Source organism: Roseobacter sp. SK209-2-6, assembly GCF_000169455.1.
Lineage (GTDB): Bacteria > Pseudomonadota > Alphaproteobacteria > Rhodobacterales > Rhodobacteraceae > Pseudophaeobacter.
Genome location: NZ_AAYC01000021.1, coordinates 1 through 24,384, shown reverse-complemented (window position 1 = coordinate 24,384; position 24,384 = coordinate 1). Strand labels below are relative to the sequence as shown.

The window sequence follows — 24,384 nt, the reverse complement described above, 5'->3', positions numbered from 1 at the left end:
GCTTTTCCTCTCACCTTCACCCAAAGAGTTGCTCAGAGGCAAAGCCTTTTCTGTGTGAATGCTAGATCCGGGTCGCTCAAGCAGAGCTTTTGATGAGCACCCGGATTGGCACTACACGTGATAGCACAGGGTCTATACGACCCTCATCTGGCTCACACCAATTGGCTTGTCGGCCTCTGCCTCTGGTTCCAGGTCAATACCCAGCGCAGCAAAGAGCGGCAGACGCCTCGCTGCAAAACTGTTCGCGCGTGCACGAAGGAAAGCCAGGTTTTCCTCATCCGTTTCCAGAAGACGGCCCTGCGATTGCAACCTTTGCCCCTGCGGCGCCAGAATGCGCCAAGCCAGATCAGCCCAATCATTCGGCCCCACATGCCCTTCACTGCGCGCCAGTAGGAAGAGCTGTTCCAAGCGATCGGCCTCCACCCCGTTGCCGGTAAGCGGCGATGCCAAAAACTGCAGGTTTTCTGAATCTTCTGCACGTTTACAGATCGCCAAATTGAACTTGCGGCAGCTCTCAGTACGCGATTGCAGGCCTTCCATTGGCAGGCATGGGGCCATAACTTCGGCACCTATCAAGATCTGCAACAAACGCGAAATCTGCGCCCAGGTCATGGTTCCAAAGGCCCCTTGATCAAGCAATTCTCGAACTGTGGCCGGACCTTCTTTCAATGCCTCCAACACCGGCAGATACTCCTCAGCATTCAGAGGAATATCACCCTGCCTCCAGGCAAGCTTTAGGGGACCACCGTTGAAGGGGGCTGTCAGGGCCAAGGTTGTTTCAAACCAAGCACCGACACTGCCACGTTCGGTCATCGGCAGCTTACCCTTGACAAAAAGATCGCTGCGGAATTGCTCATTCACCAAGACGTCGCGCAGCGTCTCGCGACGGATCCGGTCGCTTTCCTCTTCCAGCAAAGCGATTTGTCGCGGATTTAGGCAAATGTCATCCACATGCTCGAACAGGATGCTCGACCCCACAAGGCTCAGCTTCGCTTGATCCATCTCAGCGGCCAGATCCGCAAAATGAAAGGGGGTCCAATGATCATTGAACATTTCATGGATCAGATAGTGCGGTGGCATACCCGGCATACTTCCAAGACGCGCGCTAGCTGATTGATTATGCGAAAAAAACTTAGCTCCGCTTTGCTCCACTCGCTCCGCAAAGCTGATCGCATCATAGAGCCTTTCGGTGATCGGTTTGGCGCTGTTTTTGGAGTGATCCAGCATCAATCTACGCAGCGGAACTGCAGAAGCCCAAGCGGACAATGTATTGAAGCTTGCATAGAGGATCCCGCCTGGCTTCAGGCGTTTGGCAACAAAATCAAATATATGACGGCGGTTCTCTTCTGAAACCCAGCTCAGGATGCCATGCATGGCAATCACGTCAAAACTGTCTGGCACAGTTGCCTGTTCACCAAAATCCTCAAAACTGCATTCATAGAAATGCACGTTCTCCATCTCTCCATCACGAGCAAGCTCCTGCGCGCCAGCAATTTGAGCGGGATTAAAATCCATTGCGTGAAATTCAACCTGCGGATTGGCCGCAGCCAAGAGGTTGGCAGTAAATCCCTGGCCGCAACCCAACTCGCAATAAGTCAGATTCTCACCGTCAAGTCGGCTCTTTTGTTTTTGAGAAATCGAAGCCATCAACAGATGAGATGGGGCCATGTGCTTGGTGAAATTATAGCTGTAATCAATTTCGGCTACATAGCCGGAAGTCCAATCACTCATGCCTTGCCTTTCTAGCATTATTTTCTGGCGCGATTTACGTGCCGTCTATAGGCAAAATCAGATAGATTCATGAGAAACTGGTTAATTGGCATCCAGCTATTTCACCCGCCGCGTCACAAAATTGTTTCCGACTTCTGCCGAGATCGGGCATCAGGTATTGGATAGCTTTAGAGATAGACCGTGACTTCGCAGGAACCCCCTATGGACCGCCATAACCTCATCCATGATCGAAACGTTGGAAACAGGTCCGAAGCATTTGAACTATATGATGATATCCCTGCGACTTCCGTGAAATCCCGCACTCTTGGCGACCTCATAGAGGCACGCTATTCCCGGCGTGACACGCTTCGGGGGTTGCTGGGTGTTTCAGCTATGGGGGCGTTTTTTGGCAGCACGGCAACACTCGCGCCAGAGCCGGTCAGCGCTTCTGCAACCCCCGATATCGCGCACCAGCCTGGCACCAAACCCTTTGCGTTCACCGAGCTCGAATGGGGAAACGATCAAACCCACCATGTTGCCCCAGGCTACCGCGCTGAGATCCTGCTTCGATGGGGAGATCCGATCACAGATCAGGCCCCCGAGTTTGATGTCATGAACCAGAGCGCCCATGCTCAACTGCAGCAGTTTGGCTACAACAATGACTTTGTCGGTTTCTTGCCACTGAATCCCGAGGCCACGCGTGGCCTTCTTTGTGTGAACCATGAATACACCAACGAAGAGGTCATGTTCCCAAGGCTTGGACGTCAGGATAAAGTGGATTTCGCTGGCATGACCGCCACTCTGATCGAGATCGAAATGGCGGCCCATGGTGGATCGGTTGTTGAGGTTGAGCGGGATCAAACCGGCAATTGGGCCGTGAACCGCGAAGGGCGGATGAACCGCCGGATCTCCCCTCTGCATAGTCCTATCGCGATTAGCGGGCCCGCAGCCGGACATCCAAGGTTGCAAACGCACGCAGATCCATCCGGTCGCAGCGTGATCGGCACCCTCAACAATTGCGCCGGAGGCATGACGCCCTGGGGCACCTGGCTTATGGCAGAAGAGAACTTCCATGGTTACTTCTGGACAGACCGTCTGCACCCAGATGGCAAGCCCGACCTCTCACACCAAAGCGAGGCCAAACAGCTGCGGCGCTATCGCGCCCCTGGTCGCTGGTACGGTTGGGGCAAATTCCACGACCGCTTCAACATTGACAAAGAACCTAACGAAATTAATCGCTTTGGATGGGTTGTTGAGGTTGACCCCAAAGATCCGAATGCCGAACCGGTAAAGCACACAGCACTCGGCCGGTTCAGCCATGAAGGCGCGGAATGCACCCTCTCCAAAGAGGGGCATCTGGTCGTCTACATGGGGGATGATGCGCGGTTTGAGTATCTCTACAAATATGTCTCGGCTGCACGGGTCACTCCCGGCAGCAAGGGCAGTACAGCCCTGCTGCAGGACGGCACGCTTTTTGTTGCACGCCTTGAGGAAGATGGACATCTAAACTGGTTGCCGCTCACCCATGGGCTGGGACCACTGACAGCAGAGAATGGCTTTGCCAGCCAGGCAGATGTCCTGATCGATACCCGGTTGGCGGCGGATGCGCTGGGGGCCACGCCTATGGATCGACCAGAGGATGTCCAGCCGCGCGGTGATGGCACAGTCTATGTCATTCTGACCAACAATTCTCGGCGCAAGGCACATCAGGTAGATGCCGCAAACCCCCGTGCCAAATCGCGTTTTGGCCACATCATCGAAGTAAAAGAAGATCAGGGGGACCATGCCGCCCAACAGGGACGCTGGGAAATCCTGATCAAATGCGGTGACCCGAGCATCGCTGAAGTCGGCGCAGAATGGCATCCAGAAACCTCGGAAAATGGCTGGTTCGGCTCCCCTGACAATTGCGCATTTGATGCGGAGGGCCGTCTTTGGGTCGCAACTGATCAGGGCAGCAGGTGGAACAAAACCGGCAAATCAGACGGCCTCTATGCGATCGAAACCGAAGGGGTGAAACGCGGTCTATCCAAGCTGTTCTTTCGCTGCCCAGTCGGAGGTGAACTCTGTGGTCCTTGCTTCACACCCGATGGAGAGACGCTCTTTCTGGCGGTGCAGCACCCCGGCACGGATGGCACAAAATCGCTCAAGGGGTTCGCGCGCGCCTCTACCTTTGAGGATCCCGCGACACGCTGGCCAGATTTCGACCCCAAGATGCCGCCGCGTCCCTCCATCGTGGTTGTCACACGCGAAGGTGGGGGCAAGATCGCAGGCTGACGCGCGCCTGGCCCATCCGCCCTAGAACCCAAAGACTTGGGGGGCTGAATGCCCATCCCTTTGCGGCCCCACCAAAACGTGAAGCCTAGGAGCCTCTCACTTCGGATAAGTGTTGGTTGCACGGTCAAATCACCAAGCAGCCAGGCCTGTTCAGCGGGAGCCAAAAAGGGATCAAATCAATATGTTTCTACGTGGCTTGATCACAGTCTTTTTGATGGCTTTTTCCGGCGCCATAGCCCATGCAGAGGGACTTTCAGATCGGACGGGATGGAAGATCCACAAAACATCAAAAGTTTACAAAGCCTTAATTGATGACCTTAAAGCCGCCATCAAAGCAGAGGGCCTGATAACCGTCACCCAGGCAGGGCCAACCAAAGCAGCCGCATCCCGAGGAATAATCATTCCAGGCAATCGGGTGATCGGGGTCTTCAACAATGACTATGCGGTCCGCGTTTTGGCACTCTCCACCGCAGCGATGATCGAAGCGCCTATTCGGTTCTATATCACAGTGGACCAAAATGGCACTGCTACCCTGTCTTACAAAACACCAAGCCATGTCTTTGCGCCCTATCAGGATGAAGGTGGCGCGGCACTGATGGAAATTGCAGCAGAGCTGGATATGAGGTTTGGACGGATAGCTGCTGGTGCTATAGCAGATTAGTCGCCAAAAACCTCAGTGCTCCAGATCAGGGGTTGTGGCAGAAAGAAAAAACTGCACCGCAGATCTGATACCCCCCCAAGAGAACCATCCCGCACAAGATACGGCACCCAGCGACATAGCCCCCTTGCTATCGGCGCAGCATCCCGCCGCCATACCAGCGGTCGGCGAAAAGCTGCCCTATTGCACCAACGAGAGTGCATAGGGTGACACGGGAAGGTGACACAGCAGGTCACAGGGCTGTGATACGGCTTGCGCAATGACGCGGGCTCGGCAATCTCTTGCGACAATGCAGATAACGAAAGACTTCGAAAATGAGTGACCCTTTGCGCGCCGCCGATGTTCTGGCCAGGCGCCTCTATGAGGCGGGCTGCCGCCACGCTTTTGGTATGCCCGGCGGCGAAGTCCTGACTTTGGTAGATGCCCTCGTGAAAGCCGGGATCGCGTTTCATCTGGCCAAACATGAAAACGCCGCAGGTTTCATGGGTGAAGGGGTGCATCATGCGGATGGCGCCCCGGCAATTCTGGTGGCGACCCTCGGGCCGGGTGCTCTCAACGGGGTCAATGTTGTCGCCAATGCCCATCAGGATCGAGTGCCTATGCTGGTGCTCACCGGTTGTGTCGATGCTGCCGAAGCCCAGAGTTATACGCATCAGGTGCTGGACCACCAGGCCGTCTTCACTCCGATCACCAAAGCCAGCTTCCGCCTCAACGCTGAGGCCGCAGACATCATTGCCGACAAAGCCGTCTCTATCGCAACCGAGGCACGTAGCGGCCCGGTGCATATTGATGTTCCGATCTCCACCGCCGATGCACCGGCCAGGGATCGCGGCGTCCGCCGCGCGCCTGCCAGCGCAACAGTCCCCAGCGGGGATGACCTGGCGCAGGCGCAATCTTGGCTGGCCGAAGCACAGCGCCCGATCGCCCTGATTGGTCTGGATGCGCTGGAACAGAACTGCGAGGCAGCCCTGAAGCGGTTTCTCGAGGACCGCCAAATCCCCTTTGTCACCAGCTACAAGGCCAAGGGCATCCTGCCCGAAGATCATGCCCTCTGCCTGGGCGGCGCGGGTCTGTCACCATTGGCGGATAAACATCTCCTGCCCCTGCAGCGAGAGGCCGATCTGGTCCTGCTGATTGGCTATGACCCGATTGAGATGCGCCCGGGCTGGCGCGACATTTGGGATCTTGAATCTCAAAAGGTCATCGACATCGCACCGGAACCCAATACCCATTACATGCATCAGGCCAGCCTCAACCTCATCTCTTCCATCGCACCCACCCTGGACGCGCTCTCTAATGGCTTGCCCGCGCGCGCCATTTGGGACAATGGCGCGCCCCAAACGGCGCAGGCAAAACTGGCAGAGGCCTTTTCCCACAACGATAGCTGGGGACCCGCCGGTGTGATAGCGGAATGCCGCGCCACCCTGCCGCCAGAGACCCTGGCCACTGCAGATAGCGGCGCTCATCGTATTCTGCTGAGCCAGATGTGGGCCTGTCAGGAGCCACGGGGATTGATCCAATCCTCCGGCCTTTGCACCATGGGATGCGCGGTCCCCCTGGCAATTGGGCGCAAGCTGGCGCAGCCAGAACGCCCGGTTGTCAGCTTCTCCGGGGATGCAGGTTTTCTGATGGTGGCCGGTGACCTGGCTACCGCCGCTGAACTGGGGATCGCACCGATCTTTGTGGTCTTTGCCGATGCCAGCCTTGCGCTCATAGAATTGAAACAACGCCAGCGCCAGATGGCCAATGCCGGTGTCGATTTTGCACGCCATGACTTTGCCGCCATGGGGCGGGCTTTTGGCGGCAATGGCGTCACCGTTCGCAATCGAAACGACCTGCGCGCCGCGCTGGAAGAGGCTGTGAAAGCTGACAGGTTCACGGTGATTGCCGCAGAGATTGAAGCAGGAGGTTATGATGGCCGGATCTGAACAGATGCCTGCGGGCTGGAATGCCGCGGACCTCCTGGGACATGGCGCCCTCAAAGGGGTCAAGGTTCTGGACCTCTCGCGCATCCTTGCAGGTCCCACCTGCACCCAGCTTCTGGGGGATCTCGGCGCCTCGGTTCTGAAGGTTGAAAACCCCAGAACCGGCGGCGATGACACCCGCCAATGGGGCCCTCCCTATGTGGTCGACGACATGGGGCAAGAAAGCGATCTTTCTGCCTATTTTATGGCTGCCAACCGCAACAAACGCTCGCTAGCGCTGGATATTGCCAGCCAAGAGGGCCAGCAGATCGTTAGGCGTCTGGCGGCAACGGCCGACATCTTGATCGAGAATTTCAAACCCGGTGGCCTGGCCAAATACGGGCTGGACTATGCCAGCCTGAAGCAGGAGTTCCCAAATCTGATCTATTGCTCGATCTCCGGCTATGGCCAGACAGGTCCAAACAGTTCAAAACCCGGCTATGACCTGATGGCCCAGGGCTATGGCGGCATCATGTCCCTGACAGGTGAACCACAGGGCCAACCTGTGAAGGCCGGGGTCGGCATCGCTGATGTCATGTGCGGCATGTATGCCTGCATCGGCATTCTCGCTGCCCTGCACCATCGAGAGAAAACCGGCGAGGGACAGCAGATCGATCTGGCGCTGGTCGATGCCCAGATCGCCTGGCTGATCAACGAAGGCGTCGCCTACCTCAACACCGGCAAGGTGCCCGAGCGGCGCGGCAATGAGCACCCTTCGATCATGCCCTATGGTCTTTATGAAACCTCGGACGCCCATGTCATTCTGGCGGTCGGCAATGACAGTCAATTTCGCCGCCTGATGGAGTTCCTGCGCCTCGAAGGGCTAGCAGAAGATCCGCGCTTTGCCACCAACCCCGCCCGTTTGCAGAACCGTGCAGCGCTCAACGATATTCTGATCCCGGCTGTGCGGCGCCACACAATGGATGAGGTCATCGCAGAAATGGAAGCCCGCAAGGTTCCCGCCGGACCAGTCCAGGATCTGGAGCGGGTCTTTGCAACGGATCAGGTTGCGGCCCGTAACATGTCCATCAACATGCAAAGCAGTGCTGGCCCCGTGCGCCTCTTGGGCAATCCTTTGAACTTCTCCCGCACTCCGGTCACCTACCGGCACGCACCTCCACAATGTGGGGCGTCCAGCCAAGAGATTCTCAACGCGCCCGATCCATTTGCCGAAGACTGACCCTCCCCGGGCCTGAACCCAAAGCAGATCAGGTCACATTGAAACATGGAATGTTACAAAAAACGGCAATGACCCGCCCATTTGGCGGGTCATTGTTTGCATTGCACCGCCGATGGTTACAAAGACGCGGAAAACCGCCTGATTTTACGGACTATTTTGGCAAGAATTCACACTCCGCACACACAGGGCTTCACCAAAGCGCGAGCATAGTCGCATGGCCTTTAGGGCTGGTCTAATCTTGGGAGCAGCACAGAACATATTATTCCAGGCAGAGATTGGACCCCCAATGACGCAAGACATCTTCGGACAAGAGACCAGCCTCAGCAGCGCAGGGACCCGCAAGAGCTGGGACGCGGCGCAGCTCGGGGTGCTCGCCCATTCCGCAAGCACTGCCGAGCATCTGGGCGCGGTCCTCGCAGCGGCCCCCGGCTTTGTCCTGGGACAGGCCATCAAAGGTCTTTCCCTCTTGATGCTCGGGCGTTCCGAATTGCTGCCCATGGCCCGTGAGGCTTTGAAGGATGCAAAAGCCAACTATGACTCCGCCCTCCCTCGGGAACAGAGATATGTCGATGCGCTCGAAGCCTGGCTTCATGGACGCCCCAGCCGTTCCATCCAGATTATGGAACGGGTTCTGACAGATTTCCCGACGGATACGCTGGCGATGAAGCTTAGCCACGGGATCCGGTTCATCATGGGGGATCCCAAAGGGATGCGGGAATCGATCGAACGAGTGATGCCTGCCTATGCACCGGAACATGCCGGGCGCGGCTACCTGCTGGGGTGCTATTCCTTCGCCCTGGAAGAAACCGGCTCTTATGAAAAGGCCGAGGTGACCGGGCGGCAGGCCCTGTGGATGGCGCCGGATGACGCCTGGGGGTTGCATTCTGTGGCCCATGTCCATGAAATGACCGGCAATGCCAAACAGGGGCTCGATTGGCTCGAGGGCCGTGAAGAAGCCTGGGACCATTGTAACAACTTCCGCTATCACGTCTGGTGGCACAAGGCCTTGATGCATCTGGATCTGGGCCAGGCGGATAAGGCGCTGGTGCTCTATGATACTGAGGTTCGCAAGGATAAGACCGACGATTACCGCGACATCTCCAACGCAACTTCCCTGTTGATGCGGCTAGAGCTGAACGGCCATGCGGTTGGCAACCGCTGGGAAGAGCTGTCGGAACTTTGTGCCAATCGGACAGAGGATGGCAGCCTGATCTTTGCCGATCTGCACTATCTGCTGGCGCTCGCAGGTCGCGACCGCAAAGCTGAAGCCCGTCGCTTGGTCACCCGGATCCACGAAGATGCCAAAACCCGCAACAACGAAGCCCAAGAACGCATGGCCAGCCCCGGTTGCCACGCTGCCAACGGGCTGGAAGCCTTTGGTGATGGGGATTATACGCTGGCCTTTGCCCATTTGACTCGCGCTCGCAAGGACATGCAGCTGGCAGGCGGCAGCCATGCGCAGCGCGATGTTTTTGAGCGCATGACCATCGATGCCGGCCTGCGCGCCGGAGAATTCGACGCAGCAGAGGCGATCCTGGATGATCGCCGCGCCAAACGGGCCGGCGGGGAAGACAATTATGCCCTGGCGCGCCGCGAGTTGATCGCAGCAGGGCGCTCCGGGACAGACAGCCAGAGCATGCCTGCAGAATAACGACAAAGACCAAGAAAAATGAACAAGGATCAGCCAAGCATGGCGGAGGTTTCTCCCTTTCCAGCATCCCGTGCCAAAGCGGCAAACAAGCCCGCCTCCCCAACGGCGCCGCTCTCTGCTGCAGCGCCGCGGGTGCGCGACCCGCGACTGGATTTTTATCGTGGCATCGCCATGTTCATCATTCTGGTCGCCCATATCCCCGGCAACCGCTGGACCGGCTGGATTCCTGCGCGCTTTGGCTTTTCGGATGCGACCGAGATCTTTGTCTTCTGCTCCGGCATGGCCTCGGCCATTGCCTTTGGTGGCTCTTTTGCCCGCCGGGGCTGGTGGCTGGGAACCGCACGGGTGCTGTTTCGCTGCTGGCAGGTCTTTTGGGCGCATATCGGCCTCTTCTTCTTTGTTGCCATGACCATGGCCGCGCTTGATACCTATGGCGCCTTTGACAAGACCTATATCAACTCCTTGAACCTGCAGCATTTCTTTAAGGATCCGGCGCCGCAGCTGGTGGGGCTGTTCACCCTCACCTATGTGCCCAACTACTTTGACATCTTGCCGATGTATCTGGTGGTTCTGGCCCTGATGCCACTGATGATGGGGCTGGAGCGCATTGGCCTCTGGTCCATCGCGCTGGCCTCTGCTCTCATTTGGCTGGCCGCCAACCCCTATCTGATCGGCCTCGGCCCTGATGGCGCCTCATTGCCGGCCGAGCCTTGGTCCGCGCGCGAATGGTTCTTTAACCCCTTTGGCTGGCAATTGCTGTTCTTTACCGGCTTTGCCTTCATGAAGGGTTGGCTGCCCAAACCGCCGGTCTCGGCCCTCTTGGGGGTGGTTGCGGCTGCTTTCCTGGTTCTGTCAGCCCCCTTTGGGTCTTGGAAGGTTTTCCTCTGGGTCGATGCCGCCAACGGAGATCTGGGGGATCTGATCCGCCCCTGGTGGAAAACCACGGCGCAGTGGCGTGAAAAAACCGACTTTGGCCTGCTGCGCTATGCTCATTTCCTGGCGCTGGCCTATCTGGGGTGGCTGATCGCCGGTGAAGGCGGCAAGCGTCTGATTGCCTCCGGGCATTCACTGAGCGCGCGGGTCTGGGCCTATCTCCTTGGGATCATCACCAAGGTGGGGCAGCAAAGCCTGGCGGTCTTTGTCTTCTCCATGGCTCTGGCCCGTCTCATCGGCTTTGCGCTGGATCAGACAGACCGCGGCATCCTGATCACCGCTGCGGCCAATCTGGCAGGCTTTGCCCTGATCATTGTCTGCGCCTATGCGGCGGGCTGGTTCAAATCGCAGCCCTGGAGGGCCAAACGATGAGCAGCTTCAGCCGCCGTGGCTTTCTGACCAGCCTCCTTTCCTCGACCATTCTCACTGCCCTGCCCCTGCATCAGGCTGCGGCGAGCGGGGCAGCGGCCTTCTCCCATGAAGTGGTCATCGACCGCGCCCGTGCCCTAGCAGAGAGACCCTATCAATCCCGGCCCCTGGTGCCACAGGATTGGCTGGATCTGTCCTATGATCAGTATAAAGCACATCGCTTCCGTCTTGAGGATGCGATCTGGGCTGATGGAGACAGCAGCTACAACATCGACCTCTTCCTGCCGGGGCTCTACTTCCGTCATACGGTGCAGGTAAATACAGTCGATCAGGGTATGACCCGCCCCTTTGGCTTTGATCTGGCCCTGTTCAAGCGCGGAGAGATTGCCCCGCCCCTCAGCAATCCGCCCGATCTGGGCTACAGCGGCGTTCGCCTGCGCACCCAATTGGACCAGCCGGGCAAAAAGACCGAATTCTGCGTCTTCCAGGGCGCCAGCTATTTCCGCGCAATTGGCATCGGTCAATCCTATGGCCTTTCAGCGCGCGGGCTGGCACTGAAAACCGGCGACCCCATGGGCGAAGAATTCCCTGATTTCATCGAATTCTGGCTGGAAAAACCCGCCCCGGATCAGCGCTATATGGTGGTCCATGCGCTGATGGATTCTCCATCCGTCTCGGGGGCCTACCGCTTTACCGTGACACCGGGCAGCAATACCATCATGGATGTGGAAGCCCGCCTCTTCGCCCGTGAAGAGCTCAGCCACGCCGGACTGGCGCCACTGACTTCGATGTTTCTGTTTGATCGTACCAACCGCAACCGCTTTGACGATTTTCGTCCCAATGTGCATGACAGTGACGGGCTCTTGGTGCAAAACGGCAATGGCGAAACCCTGTGGCGGCCGCTGGCAAATCCGACACGTTTGCAGATTTCCTCCTTCGTCGATGAAAACCCGCGCGGCTTTGGCCTGATGCAACGCTCTCGTCAGTTGGGGGACTTCGAAGATCTGGAAGCCTTCTATCACCGCCGCCCCAGCCTTTGGGTGGAACCAAAGGGCGACTGGGGCAAGGGGGCTGTGACCCTGGTGGAAATTCCGGCCGACAAAGAGATCTACGACAATATCGTTGCCTATTGGCGCCCGCGTGAACCCTATGCACCAGGCAGTGAGATCCCCCTGTCTTATCGTCTCAGCTGGGGCGAAGAGCCGGGCCTGGATCTGGCCCGAGTGATCGATACCGCCGCAGGTGCGCGCATTTTTGGCACCCCGGGCCGCTTGATGACGGTGGATTTCGAAGCCCATCCGCTCTTGGAAGGGAACCCCGATGAGGTCGAGGTGCATCTCTCTTCTCCGCATGTTGAGGTGAGTGAGGGAGTCTTGCAAAGAAACCCGGCCACCGGCGGGCTGCGTCTTGCCTTCAGCTTTGCCCCGAATGAAGAAAACCACGTGGAACTCCGCCTGCAGCTTCGCCGTGAGGGCAAAGCTGCCAGCGAAGTCTGGCTCTATCGGTGGACCGCATGACAGTGGCTTTAAAACCCGGAGAAATCCCCTCGCGAGAGTTACGGCCAGAGCCACTGATGCCGGTACTGCAGCCAATGGAGATGCCAGAGCAGGATTTTGCTGCCCCCTTCCGGGATCAGAGCGCACCAATGGCGGAGGCCCCCAGACAGGTCGCCCTGTGGCGCATTCTGGCATTTTCCCCTGCCATGTTGGCGACAGCGGCCCTGACCTGGGTGATGCAGGGCTGGTTTGCAGATGGCGGCTTTACCTGGCTCGAAGTGCTTTTGCTGGCGCTGATCGCCTTTAACTTCTTCTGGATCTGCTTTTCCGTTTCTACCGTGCTTCTTGGGCTTTATTCGCTCTCCAAACGCGACCGCAGCCGCCCCAGTGCTCCGGTAAAGCCCATGAAGGTGGCGCTGCTGGTCCCCGTCTATAACGAAGTCCCTTGGTATGTGCTGGGCAATGTGCAATCCATGCTGGAAGAGCTGCAGGCCCGCAGCTGTGGCCACAGCTACGCCATGTTCATCCTGTCCGACACCCGCGATGATGCGCTTGCCGAGCAGGAACGCCTGAGTGTCGAGGCACTGCGCGCGAGCCTGCCCGAGGGGATGGAGCTCTACTACCGTCGCCGTGCCGACAACATTGGCCGCAAGGTCGGCAATATCAGCGATTGGTTAAAGCGCTGGGGGGCGGGCTATGAGGCCATGCTGGTGCTGGATGCCGATAGCCTGATGACCGGTCGCGCCATCTCCCGTCTAGCAGATGCCCTTTCGCGCGATCCAAGTGCCGGGCTGATCCAGAGCTACCCCCAGCTCATTGGTGCGCAGTCCATTTTTGGACGTATGCAGCAGTTTGCCAATGGCGTTTACGGGCTCGCCCTGGCCGAAGGACTGGCGCGCTGGTGCGGGCATGAGGGCAACTACTGGGGCCATAACGCCATCATCCGCACCCGCGCCTTTGCCGCCTGTGCAGGTCTGCCTCTTTTGCGCTCTCGCCTGACAGGCCGTGAAAAGCTGATCATGAGCCATGATTTTGTCGAAGCAGGTCTTTTGCGCCGAGCTGGCTGGCGGGTGCGTTTCCTGCCACGCCTTGGGGGTTCCTATGAAGAGACCCCGCCCACCCTGATCGACCATATCCTGCGGGATCGGCGTTGGTGCCAGGGTAATCTGCAGCATCTCAATCTGCTTGGGGCCAAGGGGTTCTTTGCCATGTCGCGCTTTCATCTCTTGCATGGGGCCATTGGCTATCTGATGGCGCCAATCTGGTTTGCGCTGCTGGTGATCTGGGCACTCATCGGTCTTGGTGATGAGGTCTCGGTGATTTCCTACTTCAGCGAGAGCAACCCCTCGCGACCCTCCTGGCCCGACATGTCAGAGCCACGGCACGTTCTGGTGATCCTCCTGATCTATGCCATGCTCTTGGCGCCAAAGCTGCTTGCGGTGATTTCCGTTGTTCTGACCGGTGGCAGGCTTGCGGATTATGGCGGCCTGGGGCGTTTTGTGCTCTCGGTTCTTTCAGAAATTGCACTGGCGATCCTCTACGCGCCGATCCTGATGGTGCAGCAGATGATTGCGGTGTTCCGCACCCTGTTCGGATTGCAGCGCGGCTGGTCGCCTCAGGCCCGTGATGGCGGCAGTTACGGGCTACGCACTCTGCTCATCTGCCACGCGCTGGAGACCCTAAGTGGTCTTGCGCTTTGGGGCGGTATCATTGCCGGTCTGGTCTCGCTTTGGCTGGTGCCCATTGCCCTGTCGCTGATCCTGGCGGTGCCGCTTTCCGCTCTCTCTGGTCTGCAGGCCAGCCAGGTTTCTCGGGGTTGGATGGGAACGCCTGTGCTTTACCGCGAGCCCCGGATCACCCGTATGGCACGCCAATACCGGCAGCATCTGCGTCATTTTCTGGATAGTCAGGCAGGCTCCGCCGCAGAGTGACGCGCTCACCTCGCTCGCCGTCAACGCAATAGCAGAACGACTGCAGCGCCCCGTCAGGGGCGCTGCAGGGCCCAAGGCTGATTTTCGGGCTTCTTTGAAGCATGAAACAGGCGCGGGAGCACACCCAGTACAGGGAGCCTGGGAAATCCAGAGCAAGACGCCACGAAACAAGCTTCCCGCAACAAGCTATCGTCGCATTGCTGATCGCCCTCGTCGCCCTTGCCAAGCGCATCAACAGGCTAGAATCAACATATTGGGCAGCCCGCGCTAGCCTGCGCCAGGATCCGCCGCTTCGAACCAATCCACCATCCAATCGGACCACTCTGCCGGAATTTGATGGCCACCGGGATAAAGCACAAACGCGATATCGCCTCCCTCAGTGCAGTTCCAGCTTCTGCGCAGGGTCTCTCCCTTGATCTCACGTTTCTCGGGCGCTTGTTCGATGCAGCCATTGGCCTCTCGCCACAGCTCCAGCCCTGCAAAGATATCCCCCTGCTGAAACCGTCCGCCACCCAGATAGCGCCCCTCCAAGGGCACAACCCCATCCTGCCAACCATGGCTCTGGAACAGGCGCACTGGTCCCGCGCAGTGCTCCGGTTGTGGACGCCAGAACCCACCGGCAATCGGCGCATAGGCAGCAAAGCTGTCAGGTTCCGCGCAGGCCAGGTAATTCACCATAAAGGCCCCGGCAGAAAACCCCGCTAGGACCATTTCTTCACGTTTCAGACCAAAACGTTCCGCAGCATCCGCCGCCACATCCTGCAAAAAAGTGATTTCATCGCGCCCTTCCCAGCCGGGAAAAAAGGTCCAGCTGCGGGTGCCCCGGCGTGGTAGGGCATCTGGGGCAATCACCGCATAGCCCCACGCGGTCAACCCTTCGACCAGGCTTTGGTTGAGCAGCGATCCAGCGCCTGATCCCCCGTGCCCATGTAGAAAGACCACCGCTGGAAGTTCAGCCTCTGTCGAATGCTCGTCCCCTTGTGGCAAAACAATGTGATAGCTGCCGGTTGCGATCTCGCATGTCCCGGAGTGGGAGTCGCATTCGGCCCAGGCCGCATTGGCAATGCTCATCGGCAGAGCCAGCAACAGACCCGCCTTCCAATGGTTCCACCCCCCCATACTCATCCCTCCCATCGCGCCACTGGCAGGTTTCCGGCGATCCAGCCCGGACCTGCTCTGCTGCCCAACATCCCCTCCGGCACATCCATCACCTTGCTGAAACCTGCGTCTTTCATCGCCAGACTCATTCGGGCTGAACGCCCCCCCCGGGCGCAGATCACCGCAACCGGTGCATCACGGCGCCCACCAAGAGCCTCCTCCAGGGCTACAAAGAAATCCTCGCGCCGCATATCGATCTGCACCGCGCCAACCGGCACCCCACTGCTGCGCCACTCCTGTGGGGTGCGGATATCAACCAGGGTCAGGTCTCCCGAAAGCGCTTTGCGATAGGCCTCTGCCGGAGTAAGACGCGGGTTGTCATGGGCCGCTGGTTGACGGCGTTGCCACCAGACCCCGCCCGCGGCCAAGGCGATCACGGCACCGCCACCAAGAAGGAATTGCCTGCGGGTTTTGCCCACCGGCGCTGTTTCGTCCGGTGCAGGGTCAGGCTTGTTTTTAGACATTGTTTCTGATGCCCTCTTCGTTACGAGACTAATCAATAGATCTAACAGTGAGATTTATCAGCTTCCACTCCGGGCTGCAGCCTATGGCTGTGCGTCCAAAGATCAATTTCTCGTCAACCTCTCCCGTGCTGCGGCTACTTCAAGACGAAAACCTTCAATCAGCCCTCAAAATAGCATGGGAAAAGGACTAGATGGCGTCAAAGCACCACGCTTGGCTGGGAAAGCGCCCACGGGACTGGAACAGTTGCGAAAAATTGCCTAAGCCTTGGCCTAATGCCTAAGACCTTCCAGGAGAACTGCACGTGTCCCTGTTTTTGATTGCGGCCCTGCCCTTTCTCGGCGCCGTATTCCCCGCGCTGCTGATCCGCGCCGGGCGCAATGCCTCGGCCTCGGCGGCGGGGCTGACGACTTTTCTGGCCTTCACCGGCCTGATGCTGCACATCCCGGCCGTTTTCAACGGTGAGGTGGTGCAGGCGCGCTTTGACTGGCTGCCCGGCCTGGGGCTGAACGCGAACTTCTTCCTCGATGGTCTGGGTTTTCTCTTTGCCACGCTCATCTTAGGCATTGGGTTGCTGATCATTCTTTACGCGCGGTTTTACCTCTCACGCGAAGATCCGATGGGGCAGTTCTATACTTACCTCCTGCTCTTCCAAGGCGCGATGGTTGGTATTGTTCTGTCCGATAACATTCTATTGTTGCTGGTATTCTGGGAGCTCACTTCGCTCTCCTCCTTCCTGCTGATCGGCTATTGGAAGCACCTGCCCGAAGGGCGCCAGGGCGCGCGCATGGCGCTGGCTGTCACTGGGTCTGGCGGGCTGGCGATGATTGCAGGGATGCTGATCCTCGGCCATATCGTCGGCTCCTATGATCTGAGCGTCATTCTGCAAAACAAAGACCTGATCCAGGCCTCCCCGCTCTATCTGCCTGCGCTGATCCTGATCCTCTTGGGCTGTTTCACCAAATCGGCGCAGTTCCCATTCCATTTCTGGCTGCCGCACGCCATGGCCGCACCGACGCCGGTCTCCGCCTATCTGCATTCCGCCACCATGGTGAAAGCCGGGCTCTTCCTGATGGCGCGGCTCTGGCCGGTTCTGGCAGGCACGCCGGAGTGGTTCTATATCGTCGCCACAACCGGGCTGATTACCATGCTGCTGGGGGCGGTGATTGCCCTGTTCAAGGATGACCTGAAGGCGCTTCTGGCCTTCTCCACCGTCAGCCACCTGGGCCTCATCACCATGCTGCTGGGTTTTGGCACCAAGATCGCAGCGGTGGCCGCTGTCTTCCACATCATCAACCATGCGACCTTCAAGGCCGCGCTCTTCATGTCTGCTGGTATTGTGGATCATGAGGCCCATACCCGCGACATCAAACGCCTGGGCGGGCTGCGCCATTTGATGCCGGTGACCTTTACCATTGTCTTGGTCGCATCTTTGTCGATGGCAGGCATTCCACCCTTCAACGGCTTCCTCTCCAAGGAAATGATGCTGGAAGAGACCGTGCATACCCTCTGGGGCGGATCACACTATCTGGTGCCGGGCCTGGCCCTGATTGCAGCACTGTTCTCTGCCGCTTACTCATTCCGCTTCATCGTGCATGTTTTCCTGGGCCCCAAGCGCAGCGACTATCCCGCACAGCCCCATGATCCGGGTCCCGGCATGTGGCTTGGCCCGGCCTTCCTGATCACCTTGGTGATCCTGATTGGCTTATTCTCGGCAAAACTCGCCGGCCCCATGGTTGCCGTTGCCGCAGGCGCGGTCACTGGCGGCAATGATCTGCCCTATTACTCGCTCAAGCTCTGGCATGGGCTGACGCCGGCGCTCTACATGTCGATTGCTGCGGTTCTGGGTGGCGCGCTTTTGCTGAAACTACACCGCCCCCTTCAGGCAGCCTGGGAGGCCGCTCCTCGTCCCGAAGCAAAAGCCATCTTTGACCGCCTGATGCATGGGCTGACCAAGCTGGCGCAGCTGATCACCGACGGGCTGCATAATGGGGCCATCACCCGCTATGCCTTTGTGATGATGCTCTTTATCATCGGCATCAGCTACTACGCCTATCAGGGAGGCACCTTGGCAGCGGCTACCCGTGAGGTGCAGAATGTCGGACCTATCCCGCTGATCGCCTGGTTCTGCCTAGTCATCGCCACCGGCGCTGTCGTCGCCAAGCACCGCCAGCGCCAACTGTCGCTGGTGCTGATCGGCGTGGTTGGCCTGGTGGTCTCCATGGGCTTCAACTATCTTTCGGCGCCCGATCTGGCACTGACCCAGCTGTCCGTCGAGGTTGTGACCATGGTTCTGCTGCTTCTGGCGCTGAACTTCATGCCCAAGGAAAGCCCTATCAAAGCGCCCAATTGGGTGCGGGCTCGTGACGGCGCCATTGCTGTCATCGGCGGCTTGGGCGCAAGCGCGCTGATCTATGCGCTGATGCTGCGCGATTTCGCCATGCCCTCGATCTCGGAATATCACCTGGCCAATTCCTACAAAGGCGGCGGCGGCACCAATGTGGTGAACGTCATCCTGGTGGACTTCCGGGGCTATGACACCTTTGGTGAAATCATCGTTCTGGGCATTGCGGCCCTGGTGATCTTTGCCTTGACCGAAGCGGTACTGGGCACCCGCGTGCGGGCCTATCTGCTCAACCGCAAGCCTGACATGCCGCAGGCTGGGGATGCCCATCCGATGATGATGGTTGTCGCCACTCGCGTGATGATGCCGCTGGCGCTGATGGTTGCTGCCTATATCTTCTTCCGTGGCCATAACCTGCCCGGTGGCGGTTTTATCGCCGGTCTGATCGCCGCGATTGCGCTTTTGATGCAATATATGGCCTCCGGCTTTACCTGGGCCTCCGAGCGGCAGCGGGTGTTTTATCATGGCATCATCGGCTCTGGCGTCCTGATCGCAGCAGCCACAGGCCTCGGCGCCTGGTTCAACGACATGCCCTTCCTCACCAGCGATTACGGCTATCTCTACTGGCCACCGCTGGAGAAGTTTGAATGGGCCACCGCCGCGCTCTTTGACCTTGGGGTCTTCCTCGCCGTGGTGGGCGCGGTCCTTTTGGCACTGGAGAGCCTTGCCCGCTTTGCCTGGCAACCGGGTATGAGCACCGAACACGCCATGGATATCAACCCGGCCCGCGATGACGCGCCGCAACAAAACAGTGACGAGGTCTGAGCATGGAACTCCTGGTTGCCTCCGCCGTAGGGGTCCTTACCGCTGCCGGGATCTATCTGATCCTGCGCCGCCAGACCTTTCCGGTGATCCTGGGCCTTTCGCTTTTGACCTATGGGGTCAATATCTTCCTCTTTGCCACTGGTCGGCTGGCGGTGAATGCGCCCCCGATCCTCAACAAATATGAGGAGATCGCCTATACCGACCCGCTGCCCCAGGCGCTGGTGCTGACGGCGATCGTGATCTCCTTTGGCATGACGGCCGTGGTGGTGATGATTGCGCTGGCCGCCTATCTCTCTTCCCGCGATGACCGCATCGACATGCCCGACCACCCGGAAGACGAGGGAGAGAACGCATGAACCATTTCCTGATTGCGCCGGTCGTCCTGCCCGCCCTGGTCGCGCCCTTTATCATCATGGTGGTGCGCCATCATCTGGATCTCACGCGGATCTTTTCACTGGCCTGCTCGGTGGTACTGGTCGCGGTCTCTCTGGTGCAGGCCGCACAGGCGGCAGATGGCTCTGTACAGGTCTATGAGCTCGGCGCCTGGCCCGCCCCCTTTGGCATCGTTCTGGTGCTCGACCGGCTGTCGGCCCTGATGGTGCTGCTTACCTCAGTGCTGGCGCTGGTGGTAAACCTCTATGTGGTTGGCTCTGGCTGGGATAAGCGCGGCGCCAATTTCCATGCCCTGTTCCAGTTTCAGCTGATGGGTATCCAGGGCGCCTTTCTGACCGGCGATGCCTTCAACCTCTTTGTCTTCTTCGAAGTGCTTCTGATTGCCTCTTATGGGTTGATGATCCACGCGGGCGGCACCCGGCGTTTTCAGGCCGGTGTGCAATATGTGGTCTATAATCTCCTGGGTTCGACCCTCTTTCTGTTCGCGCTGGGAACGCTCTATTCGGTGACCGGCACGCTCAATATGGCGGACCTAGCTGTGAGAGTGGCAGAGCTGCCAGCTGAGGATACCGCCCTCTTGCGGGTGGGTGCTGTGATGCTGCTCCTGGTCTTCGCCATCAAGGCGGCGGTCATTCCGCTGCATTTCTGGCTGCCAGCCTCCTACGCCAATGCGCCGCTGCCGATTGCAGCGCTCTTTGCCATCATGACCAAGGTTGGCGCCTATGCCATCCTGCGCATGTACACACTGGTCTTTGGCCCTGATCTGGCCATCACTGCGGGCCTCTCGGGCGCTTGGCTACTGCCCGCAGCCCTGGTCACCCTGGGTATCGGGGCCATCGGCATCCTGGGCTCTTATCGTATCGGGCGTCTGGTGGCCTTTGGTGCGATCACATCCATGGGCACTCTGCTGACTGCGATTGCGCTGTTCACTCCTGAAGGCACCTCTGCGGCGCTCTACTATCTGTTGCATTCCACCCTGGCGACGGCCTTTCTGTTTCTGGTGGTGGATCTGGTTTCGGAACGGCAAGGGATTGAGATTGTCGCCAAGAAGCCAATGCCGCAAAGCGGTCTGATTGCATCGCTCTTCTTTGCCGGTGCCATCGCCATGGCGGGTATGCCGCCGCTTTCGGGCTTTCTGGGCAAGCTTCTGGTACTGGATGCCGCGCGCGAGAGCAGCCACGCCTGGTGGATCTGGACCGTGGTTCTGCTAGGCTCGCTGGTGTCCATTCTTGGCCTGGCACGGGCGGGCAGCCTGTTGTTCTGGAAAAGCCACGCTATGGCTGCTGAAGGTAGCGATGATGCCTCACAGGGAGGAGAACAGCGAAGCCAAGAGGATCTAGCGGAAGACGCGGCGCGAAACCGGGCTGCCCTGCCCTTTGTTGCCTGCTTTGCCCTGCTGGCTGGTTTGGTCCTGCTGACAGCCTTTGCGGGACCCGCCACCAAATATGCCGCGGCCACGGCTGAACAGCTCTATGATCCGCAGATCTATATCGACGCCGTTCTTGGCGGCGCAAGCAAATAGGAAAGGATCGGCCATGAGACTATTCCGCAGGGTCATCCCGCACCCCATCCTTACGTTGCTTTTGACCCTCACCTGGGTCTTGCTGGCCAGCAGCTGGACCCTGAATTCGCTGGTCTTCGGCTTTCTTTTGGGGCTGGTGATCCCCTTCCTGACCCAGCCCTATTGGCCAGAGCAAGCCCGGATGAAAAAACCGCATAAGATCGCGGCCTATATTCTGATTGTGCTCTGGGATATTGTCATGGCCAATATCACCGTCGCACGCATCGTGCTGTTCAAACCCAACAGCCGACGCCAGCCGCGCTGGGTCACTGTCCCACTGGACCTCAAAACACCCGAGGCCATCACCGCCCTGGCGGGCACCATCACCATGACCCCTGGCACGGTTTCTGCGGACCTCTCCGCCGAGGGTCACGCCCTTTTGGTGCATTGCCTGGATGCCGAGGACCCCGAGGCGGTGCGAGATGAGATCAAACAGCGCTATGAGCGCCGCCTGATGGAGATCTTTGAATGATTACCTATGCTGCCCTCTTTGCCTTTGTCTGCTTTGCCTTGGCGGTTCTGATGAACCTCTGGAAGATCCTATCAGCCGAGGAAATCGCCGACCGGATCCTGGCGCTGGATTCCATGTTCATCAATGCCCTGGCCCTCATGGTGCTTTATGGCCTGGCGCTCGGCACCGAGATTTTCTTTGAGGCCGCACTCATCATCGCCATGCTCGGCTTTGTCTCAACCGTTGCCTATGCCCGCTTTATCCTGCGCGGCAATATTATCGAATGATGGAGGGGCTGGGCATGATAACCGAATATCTGATCGCGGGTTTCCTGATCATGGCAGGGATCTTTGGCTTTGTCGGCTCCTTTGGCCTGATCAAACTCAATGACCCCATGTCACGCCTGCACGCCCCTACCAAGGCAACAACCCTTGGGGTTGGTGGCGTGCTTCTGGCCTCGATGGTGCATGGCATCGCAGTCGAAGGCCACCTGTCGCTGCATGAGGTGATGATCACCCTCTTCCTGTTTCTGACAGCTCCGGTCACAGCCTTGTTCATTGCCAAGGTGCATCTGCACCGGCATGAAACACTCAAAAGCCTGCCCCCCGCCGGTGAAGACGGGATCTGGGCGACCCATGACGTTGAGCCTGAGGGCGAAGAAGAGAAGCAATCCTCTGCCTAGTCCCAGCAAAGGATGCGTTTTCCCCTCTTTCTTGCCCTATCTCAAAGAGATCCGAATGCAGCCCTGCCAAAAGGGCTGCAATGTGAGTTTTATCAAAAGGCATAAGAGCCCATGCATAGCCCCCCTCTGCCCGCAACCCAGGATGTGGTTTTGATCGGAGGCGGACATACCCATGCGCTTTTTTTGCTGAAATGGGGGATGAAACCCCTGCCCGGTGCGCGACTCACGGTGATCAATCCCGGCCCTACCGCGCCCTACTCAGGCATGTTGCCGGGCTTTGTGGCGGGCCACTACACGCGTGAGGAGCTGGATATCGATCTGGTGAGGCTGGCGCGTTTTGCCGGGGCGCGAGTCATCCTAGGCGCAGCGGAACACTTGGATCCTGAGGCCCGCGAAGTTCATGTGACCGGGCGCCCCCCGATCGTCTTTGATCTGGCCTCGGTCGATGTAGGGATAACCTCGCAGATGCCCGGGATGCCCGGTTTTGCAGAACATGGCATACCAGCCAAACCCCTTGGCCCCTTTGCCCAATCCTGGCAGGAATTCCGCGAGGGGACAGGCCCGGTCAATATCGCCGTCATCGGCGGTGGGGTGGCCGGGGCCGAGTTGGTCCTTGCCATGGCCTATGCCCTGAAACTGCGAGGACGCCTGGGCATTGCCACATTGATCGACAGCGGCCCTGTTCTGGGGCAAGCAACACCCAGACTGCGCAAACAGATGTTGCGTGCCTTCAGCGAACACCGCGTCTCCCTTGTTGAGAATGCAGAGATTGCCCGGGTCGAGGCGGATCGCATCCTTCTCACCGATGGGCGCTCTGTGCTTGCGGATTTCACCACCGGTGCCGCAGGCGCGCGGCCACATGATTGGCTCTCCCAGTCAGGGCTGGCACTGCAAGACGGATTTATTCAGGTTGGCGAGACCCTGCAAAGTTCGGATCCCGCCATCTTTGCCACCGGGGACTGTGCCCATCTCTCTCATGCGCCGCGCCCCAAGGCCGGGGTCTATGCAGTGCGTCAGGCACCGGTGCTGTTTCACAATATGCGTGCCCTGCTGACAGGGGATCCACTGCGACGCTACCAGCCCCAACAAGACTATCTAAAGCTCATTTCTCTGGGCAGCCAAGAGGCTTTGGGGGATCGTTTTGGACAACAGTTCGCAGGGCCTCTAGTCTGGCGCTGGAAGGACCGGATCGATCGGAACTTCATGGAAAAATTCCGCGAACTCCCCAAAATGGAGCCTGCTGAACTGCCGCCAGAACATACCGATGACCTGCCGGATGCGCTGGGTGAAAAGCCCATGTGTGGCGGTTGCGGGGCCAAGGCAGGGCGCCTAGCCTTGCGCGCAGCCCTGGCTGATCTGCCCCCCTCGCAACGCGCGGATATCGAAAGCCTGCCCGGCGATGATGCAGCTGTTTTACGCATCGGTGAGGCCCGGCAGGTGATCAGCACCGATCATCTGCGCGCCTTTACCCAAGACCCCTATCTGATGGCGCGTATCGCTGCGGTCCATGCGCTAGGGGACATTTGGGCGATGGGTGCGACGCCACAGGCCGCCACCGCAAATCTGATCCTCCCACGTCTTTCGCCCAAAGTGCAGGAACGCACGCTGCGGGAAATCATGCAGGGTGCCAGCCAGGTTTTCCAGGAAGCCGGAGCCGAGATCGTCGGCGGTCATACGTCCCTAGGGGATGAGCTGTCGATTGGCTTCACTGTTACGGGCCTGTGTAGTGATAGGCCCATAACACTGGCAGGGGCACAGGCGGGGGATCATCTGATCTTGACCAAACCTATCGGCTCCGGTGTTTTGATGGCCGCGGAGATGGCCGGCGAGGCCCAGGGGGCAGATGTTGCCGCAGCCTTGACCTTGATGTGCCAGGCGCAAGGGAAAGCCGCTACGATCCTGAGGGGGGCCAATGCTATGACCGATGTAACGGGCTTTGGCTTGACCGGTCACCTTCTGGGTATTTGCGAGGCTTCTGACCTCGGGGCGCAGCTCGACATGTCTGCGATACCGCAGATGCCAGGTGCTGCTGCGCTCTCGGATGCCGGGACCCGCTCTTCCTTGTTTAAAGACAACCTGGCGCTTGCACCGGAGTTGGCGGGTATGCCAGCGGTATCTCTGCTGTTTGACCCACAGACCGCTGGGGGGCTGTTAGCAGCCGTCTCCCCGGATCAAGTTGAATTGCTTATTCAGGAACTGCGCGACAATGGATACCAGGCCGCTTGCATCGGCCAACTTGCCTCCGGCCCTCCCTCCATCTCTCTGCTTTAGGCCTTCATACTCCGATGCGCTCCCGCCTGTCATCGATCTCTTGAGTAAGAGATCTCTTCCCGTTGGGCCCG

The 24,384-nt window shown here is 58.9% G+C and carries 18 protein-coding genes; 15 read left to right on the top strand and 3 right to left on the bottom strand.

Going from position 1 to position 24,384, the window contains the following annotated elements; genetic code table 11:
• Window positions 1-132: 132 nt before the first annotated feature.
• Window positions 133-1,731 (bottom strand): class I SAM-dependent methyltransferase, encoded by a 1,599-nt coding sequence (locus RSK20926_RS21165; protein ID WP_037256232.1) that lies wholly within the window; start codon window positions 1,729-1,731, stop codon window positions 133-135.
• 201 nt (window positions 1,732-1,932) lie between these two features.
• Here RSK20926_RS21165 and RSK20926_RS21160 point away from each other — a divergent pair, with 201 nt between their 5' ends.
• The 8 genes from RSK20926_RS21160 (at window position 1,933) to mdoH (ending at window position 14,166) form a co-directional block, all read left to right on the top strand.
• Complete coding sequence (locus tag RSK20926_RS21160; RefSeq protein ID WP_008209905.1) at window positions 1,933-3,984, top strand: PhoX family protein; 2,052 nt, start codon at window positions 1,933-1,935, stop codon at window positions 3,982-3,984.
• A 214-nt stretch (window positions 3,985-4,198) separates the two neighbouring features.
• Window positions 4,199-4,645 (top strand): DUF302 domain-containing protein, encoded by a 447-nt coding sequence (locus RSK20926_RS21155; RefSeq protein ID WP_232281955.1) that lies wholly within the window; start codon window positions 4,199-4,201, stop codon window positions 4,643-4,645.
• Window positions 4,646-4,956: 311 nt separating this feature from the next.
• Window positions 4,957-6,570, top strand: a complete 1,614-nt coding sequence (locus RSK20926_RS21150; protein ID WP_008209903.1) for a thiamine pyrophosphate-binding protein — start codon at window positions 4,957-4,959, stop codon at window positions 6,568-6,570.
• On the top strand, window positions 6,557-7,786 hold the full coding sequence (locus tag RSK20926_RS21145) for a CaiB/BaiF CoA transferase family protein (protein ID WP_008209902.1): 1,230 nt from the start codon (window positions 6,557-6,559) through the stop codon (window positions 7,784-7,786). Before RSK20926_RS21150 ends, RSK20926_RS21145 begins: the two co-directional genes overlap by 14 nt.
• 286 nt (window positions 7,787-8,072) lie before the next feature.
• The gene (locus RSK20926_RS21140) at window positions 8,073-9,437 is read left to right on the top strand and encodes a tetratricopeptide repeat protein (RefSeq protein WP_008209901.1); all 1,365 of its coding nucleotides are present in this window, start codon (window positions 8,073-8,075) and stop codon (window positions 9,435-9,437) included.
• Between the two features lie 39 nt (window positions 9,438-9,476).
• Window positions 9,477-10,742, top strand: coding sequence for an OpgC family protein (locus RSK20926_RS21135; RefSeq protein ID WP_037256248.1), 1,266 nt, complete (start codon window positions 9,477-9,479; stop codon window positions 10,740-10,742).
• The gene (locus tag RSK20926_RS21130) at window positions 10,739-12,256 is read left to right on the top strand and encodes a glucan biosynthesis protein (RefSeq protein WP_008209899.1); all 1,518 of its coding nucleotides are present in this window, start codon (window positions 10,739-10,741) and stop codon (window positions 12,254-12,256) included. The genes RSK20926_RS21135 and RSK20926_RS21130 overlap by 4 nt, the downstream gene beginning before the upstream one ends.
• 56 nt (window positions 12,257-12,312) lie before the next feature.
• Window positions 12,313-14,166: a glucans biosynthesis glucosyltransferase MdoH gene (gene mdoH, locus RSK20926_RS21125; protein WP_008209897.1), complete on the top strand. Its 1,854-nt coding sequence runs from the start codon at window positions 12,313-12,315 to the stop codon at window positions 14,164-14,166.
• A gap of 267 nt (window positions 14,167-14,433) precedes the next feature.
• Here mdoH and RSK20926_RS21120 read toward each other — a convergent pair whose 3' ends face one another.
• Both RSK20926_RS21120 and RSK20926_RS21115 read right to left on the bottom strand, forming a co-directional pair.
• The gene (locus RSK20926_RS21120) at window positions 14,434-15,291 is read right to left on the bottom strand and encodes an alpha/beta hydrolase family esterase (protein WP_008209894.1); all 858 of its coding nucleotides are present in this window, start codon (window positions 15,289-15,291) and stop codon (window positions 14,434-14,436) included.
• Window positions 15,288-15,788: a rhodanese-like domain-containing protein gene (locus tag RSK20926_RS21115; RefSeq protein ID WP_008209893.1), complete on the bottom strand. Its 501-nt coding sequence runs from the start codon at window positions 15,786-15,788 to the stop codon at window positions 15,288-15,290. The genes RSK20926_RS21120 and RSK20926_RS21115 overlap by 4 nt, the downstream gene beginning before the upstream one ends.
• 302 nt (window positions 15,789-16,090) lie before the next feature.
• Here RSK20926_RS21115 and RSK20926_RS21110 point away from each other — a divergent pair, with 302 nt between their 5' ends.
• From RSK20926_RS21110 to selD, 7 genes are all read left to right on the top strand, one after another.
• The gene (locus RSK20926_RS21110) at window positions 16,091-18,955 is read left to right on the top strand and encodes a monovalent cation/H+ antiporter subunit A (protein WP_008209891.1); all 2,865 of its coding nucleotides are present in this window, start codon (window positions 16,091-16,093) and stop codon (window positions 18,953-18,955) included.
• 2 nt (window positions 18,956-18,957) lie between these two features.
• Window positions 18,958-19,311 (top strand): Na+/H+ antiporter subunit C, encoded by a 354-nt coding sequence (locus RSK20926_RS21105; protein WP_008209889.1) that lies wholly within the window; start codon window positions 18,958-18,960, stop codon window positions 19,309-19,311.
• On the top strand, window positions 19,308-20,870 hold the full coding sequence (locus RSK20926_RS21100) for a monovalent cation/H+ antiporter subunit D (protein WP_008209887.1): 1,563 nt from the start codon (window positions 19,308-19,310) through the stop codon (window positions 20,868-20,870). The genes RSK20926_RS21105 and RSK20926_RS21100 overlap by 4 nt, the downstream gene beginning before the upstream one ends.
• A 13-nt stretch (window positions 20,871-20,883) precedes the next feature.
• Entirely contained in the window at window positions 20,884-21,381 is a 498-nt protein-coding gene (locus RSK20926_RS21095) for a Na+/H+ antiporter subunit E (RefSeq protein WP_037256225.1), read from the top strand.
• Window positions 21,378-21,647, top strand: a complete 270-nt coding sequence (locus RSK20926_RS21090; RefSeq protein WP_008209885.1) for a K+/H+ antiporter subunit F — start codon at window positions 21,378-21,380, stop codon at window positions 21,645-21,647. Before RSK20926_RS21095 ends, RSK20926_RS21090 begins: the two co-directional genes overlap by 4 nt.
• A gap of 14 nt (window positions 21,648-21,661) precedes the next feature.
• Window positions 21,662-22,042, top strand: a complete 381-nt coding sequence (locus RSK20926_RS21085; RefSeq protein ID WP_157133212.1) for a Na+/H+ antiporter subunit G — start codon at window positions 21,662-21,664, stop codon at window positions 22,040-22,042.
• A gap of 111 nt (window positions 22,043-22,153) precedes the next feature.
• The gene (gene selD / locus RSK20926_RS21080; protein ID WP_008209883.1) at window positions 22,154-24,313 is read left to right on the top strand and encodes a selenide, water dikinase SelD; all 2,160 of its coding nucleotides are present in this window, start codon (window positions 22,154-22,156) and stop codon (window positions 24,311-24,313) included.
• The last annotated feature ends 71 nt before the right edge of the window (window positions 24,314-24,384 follow it).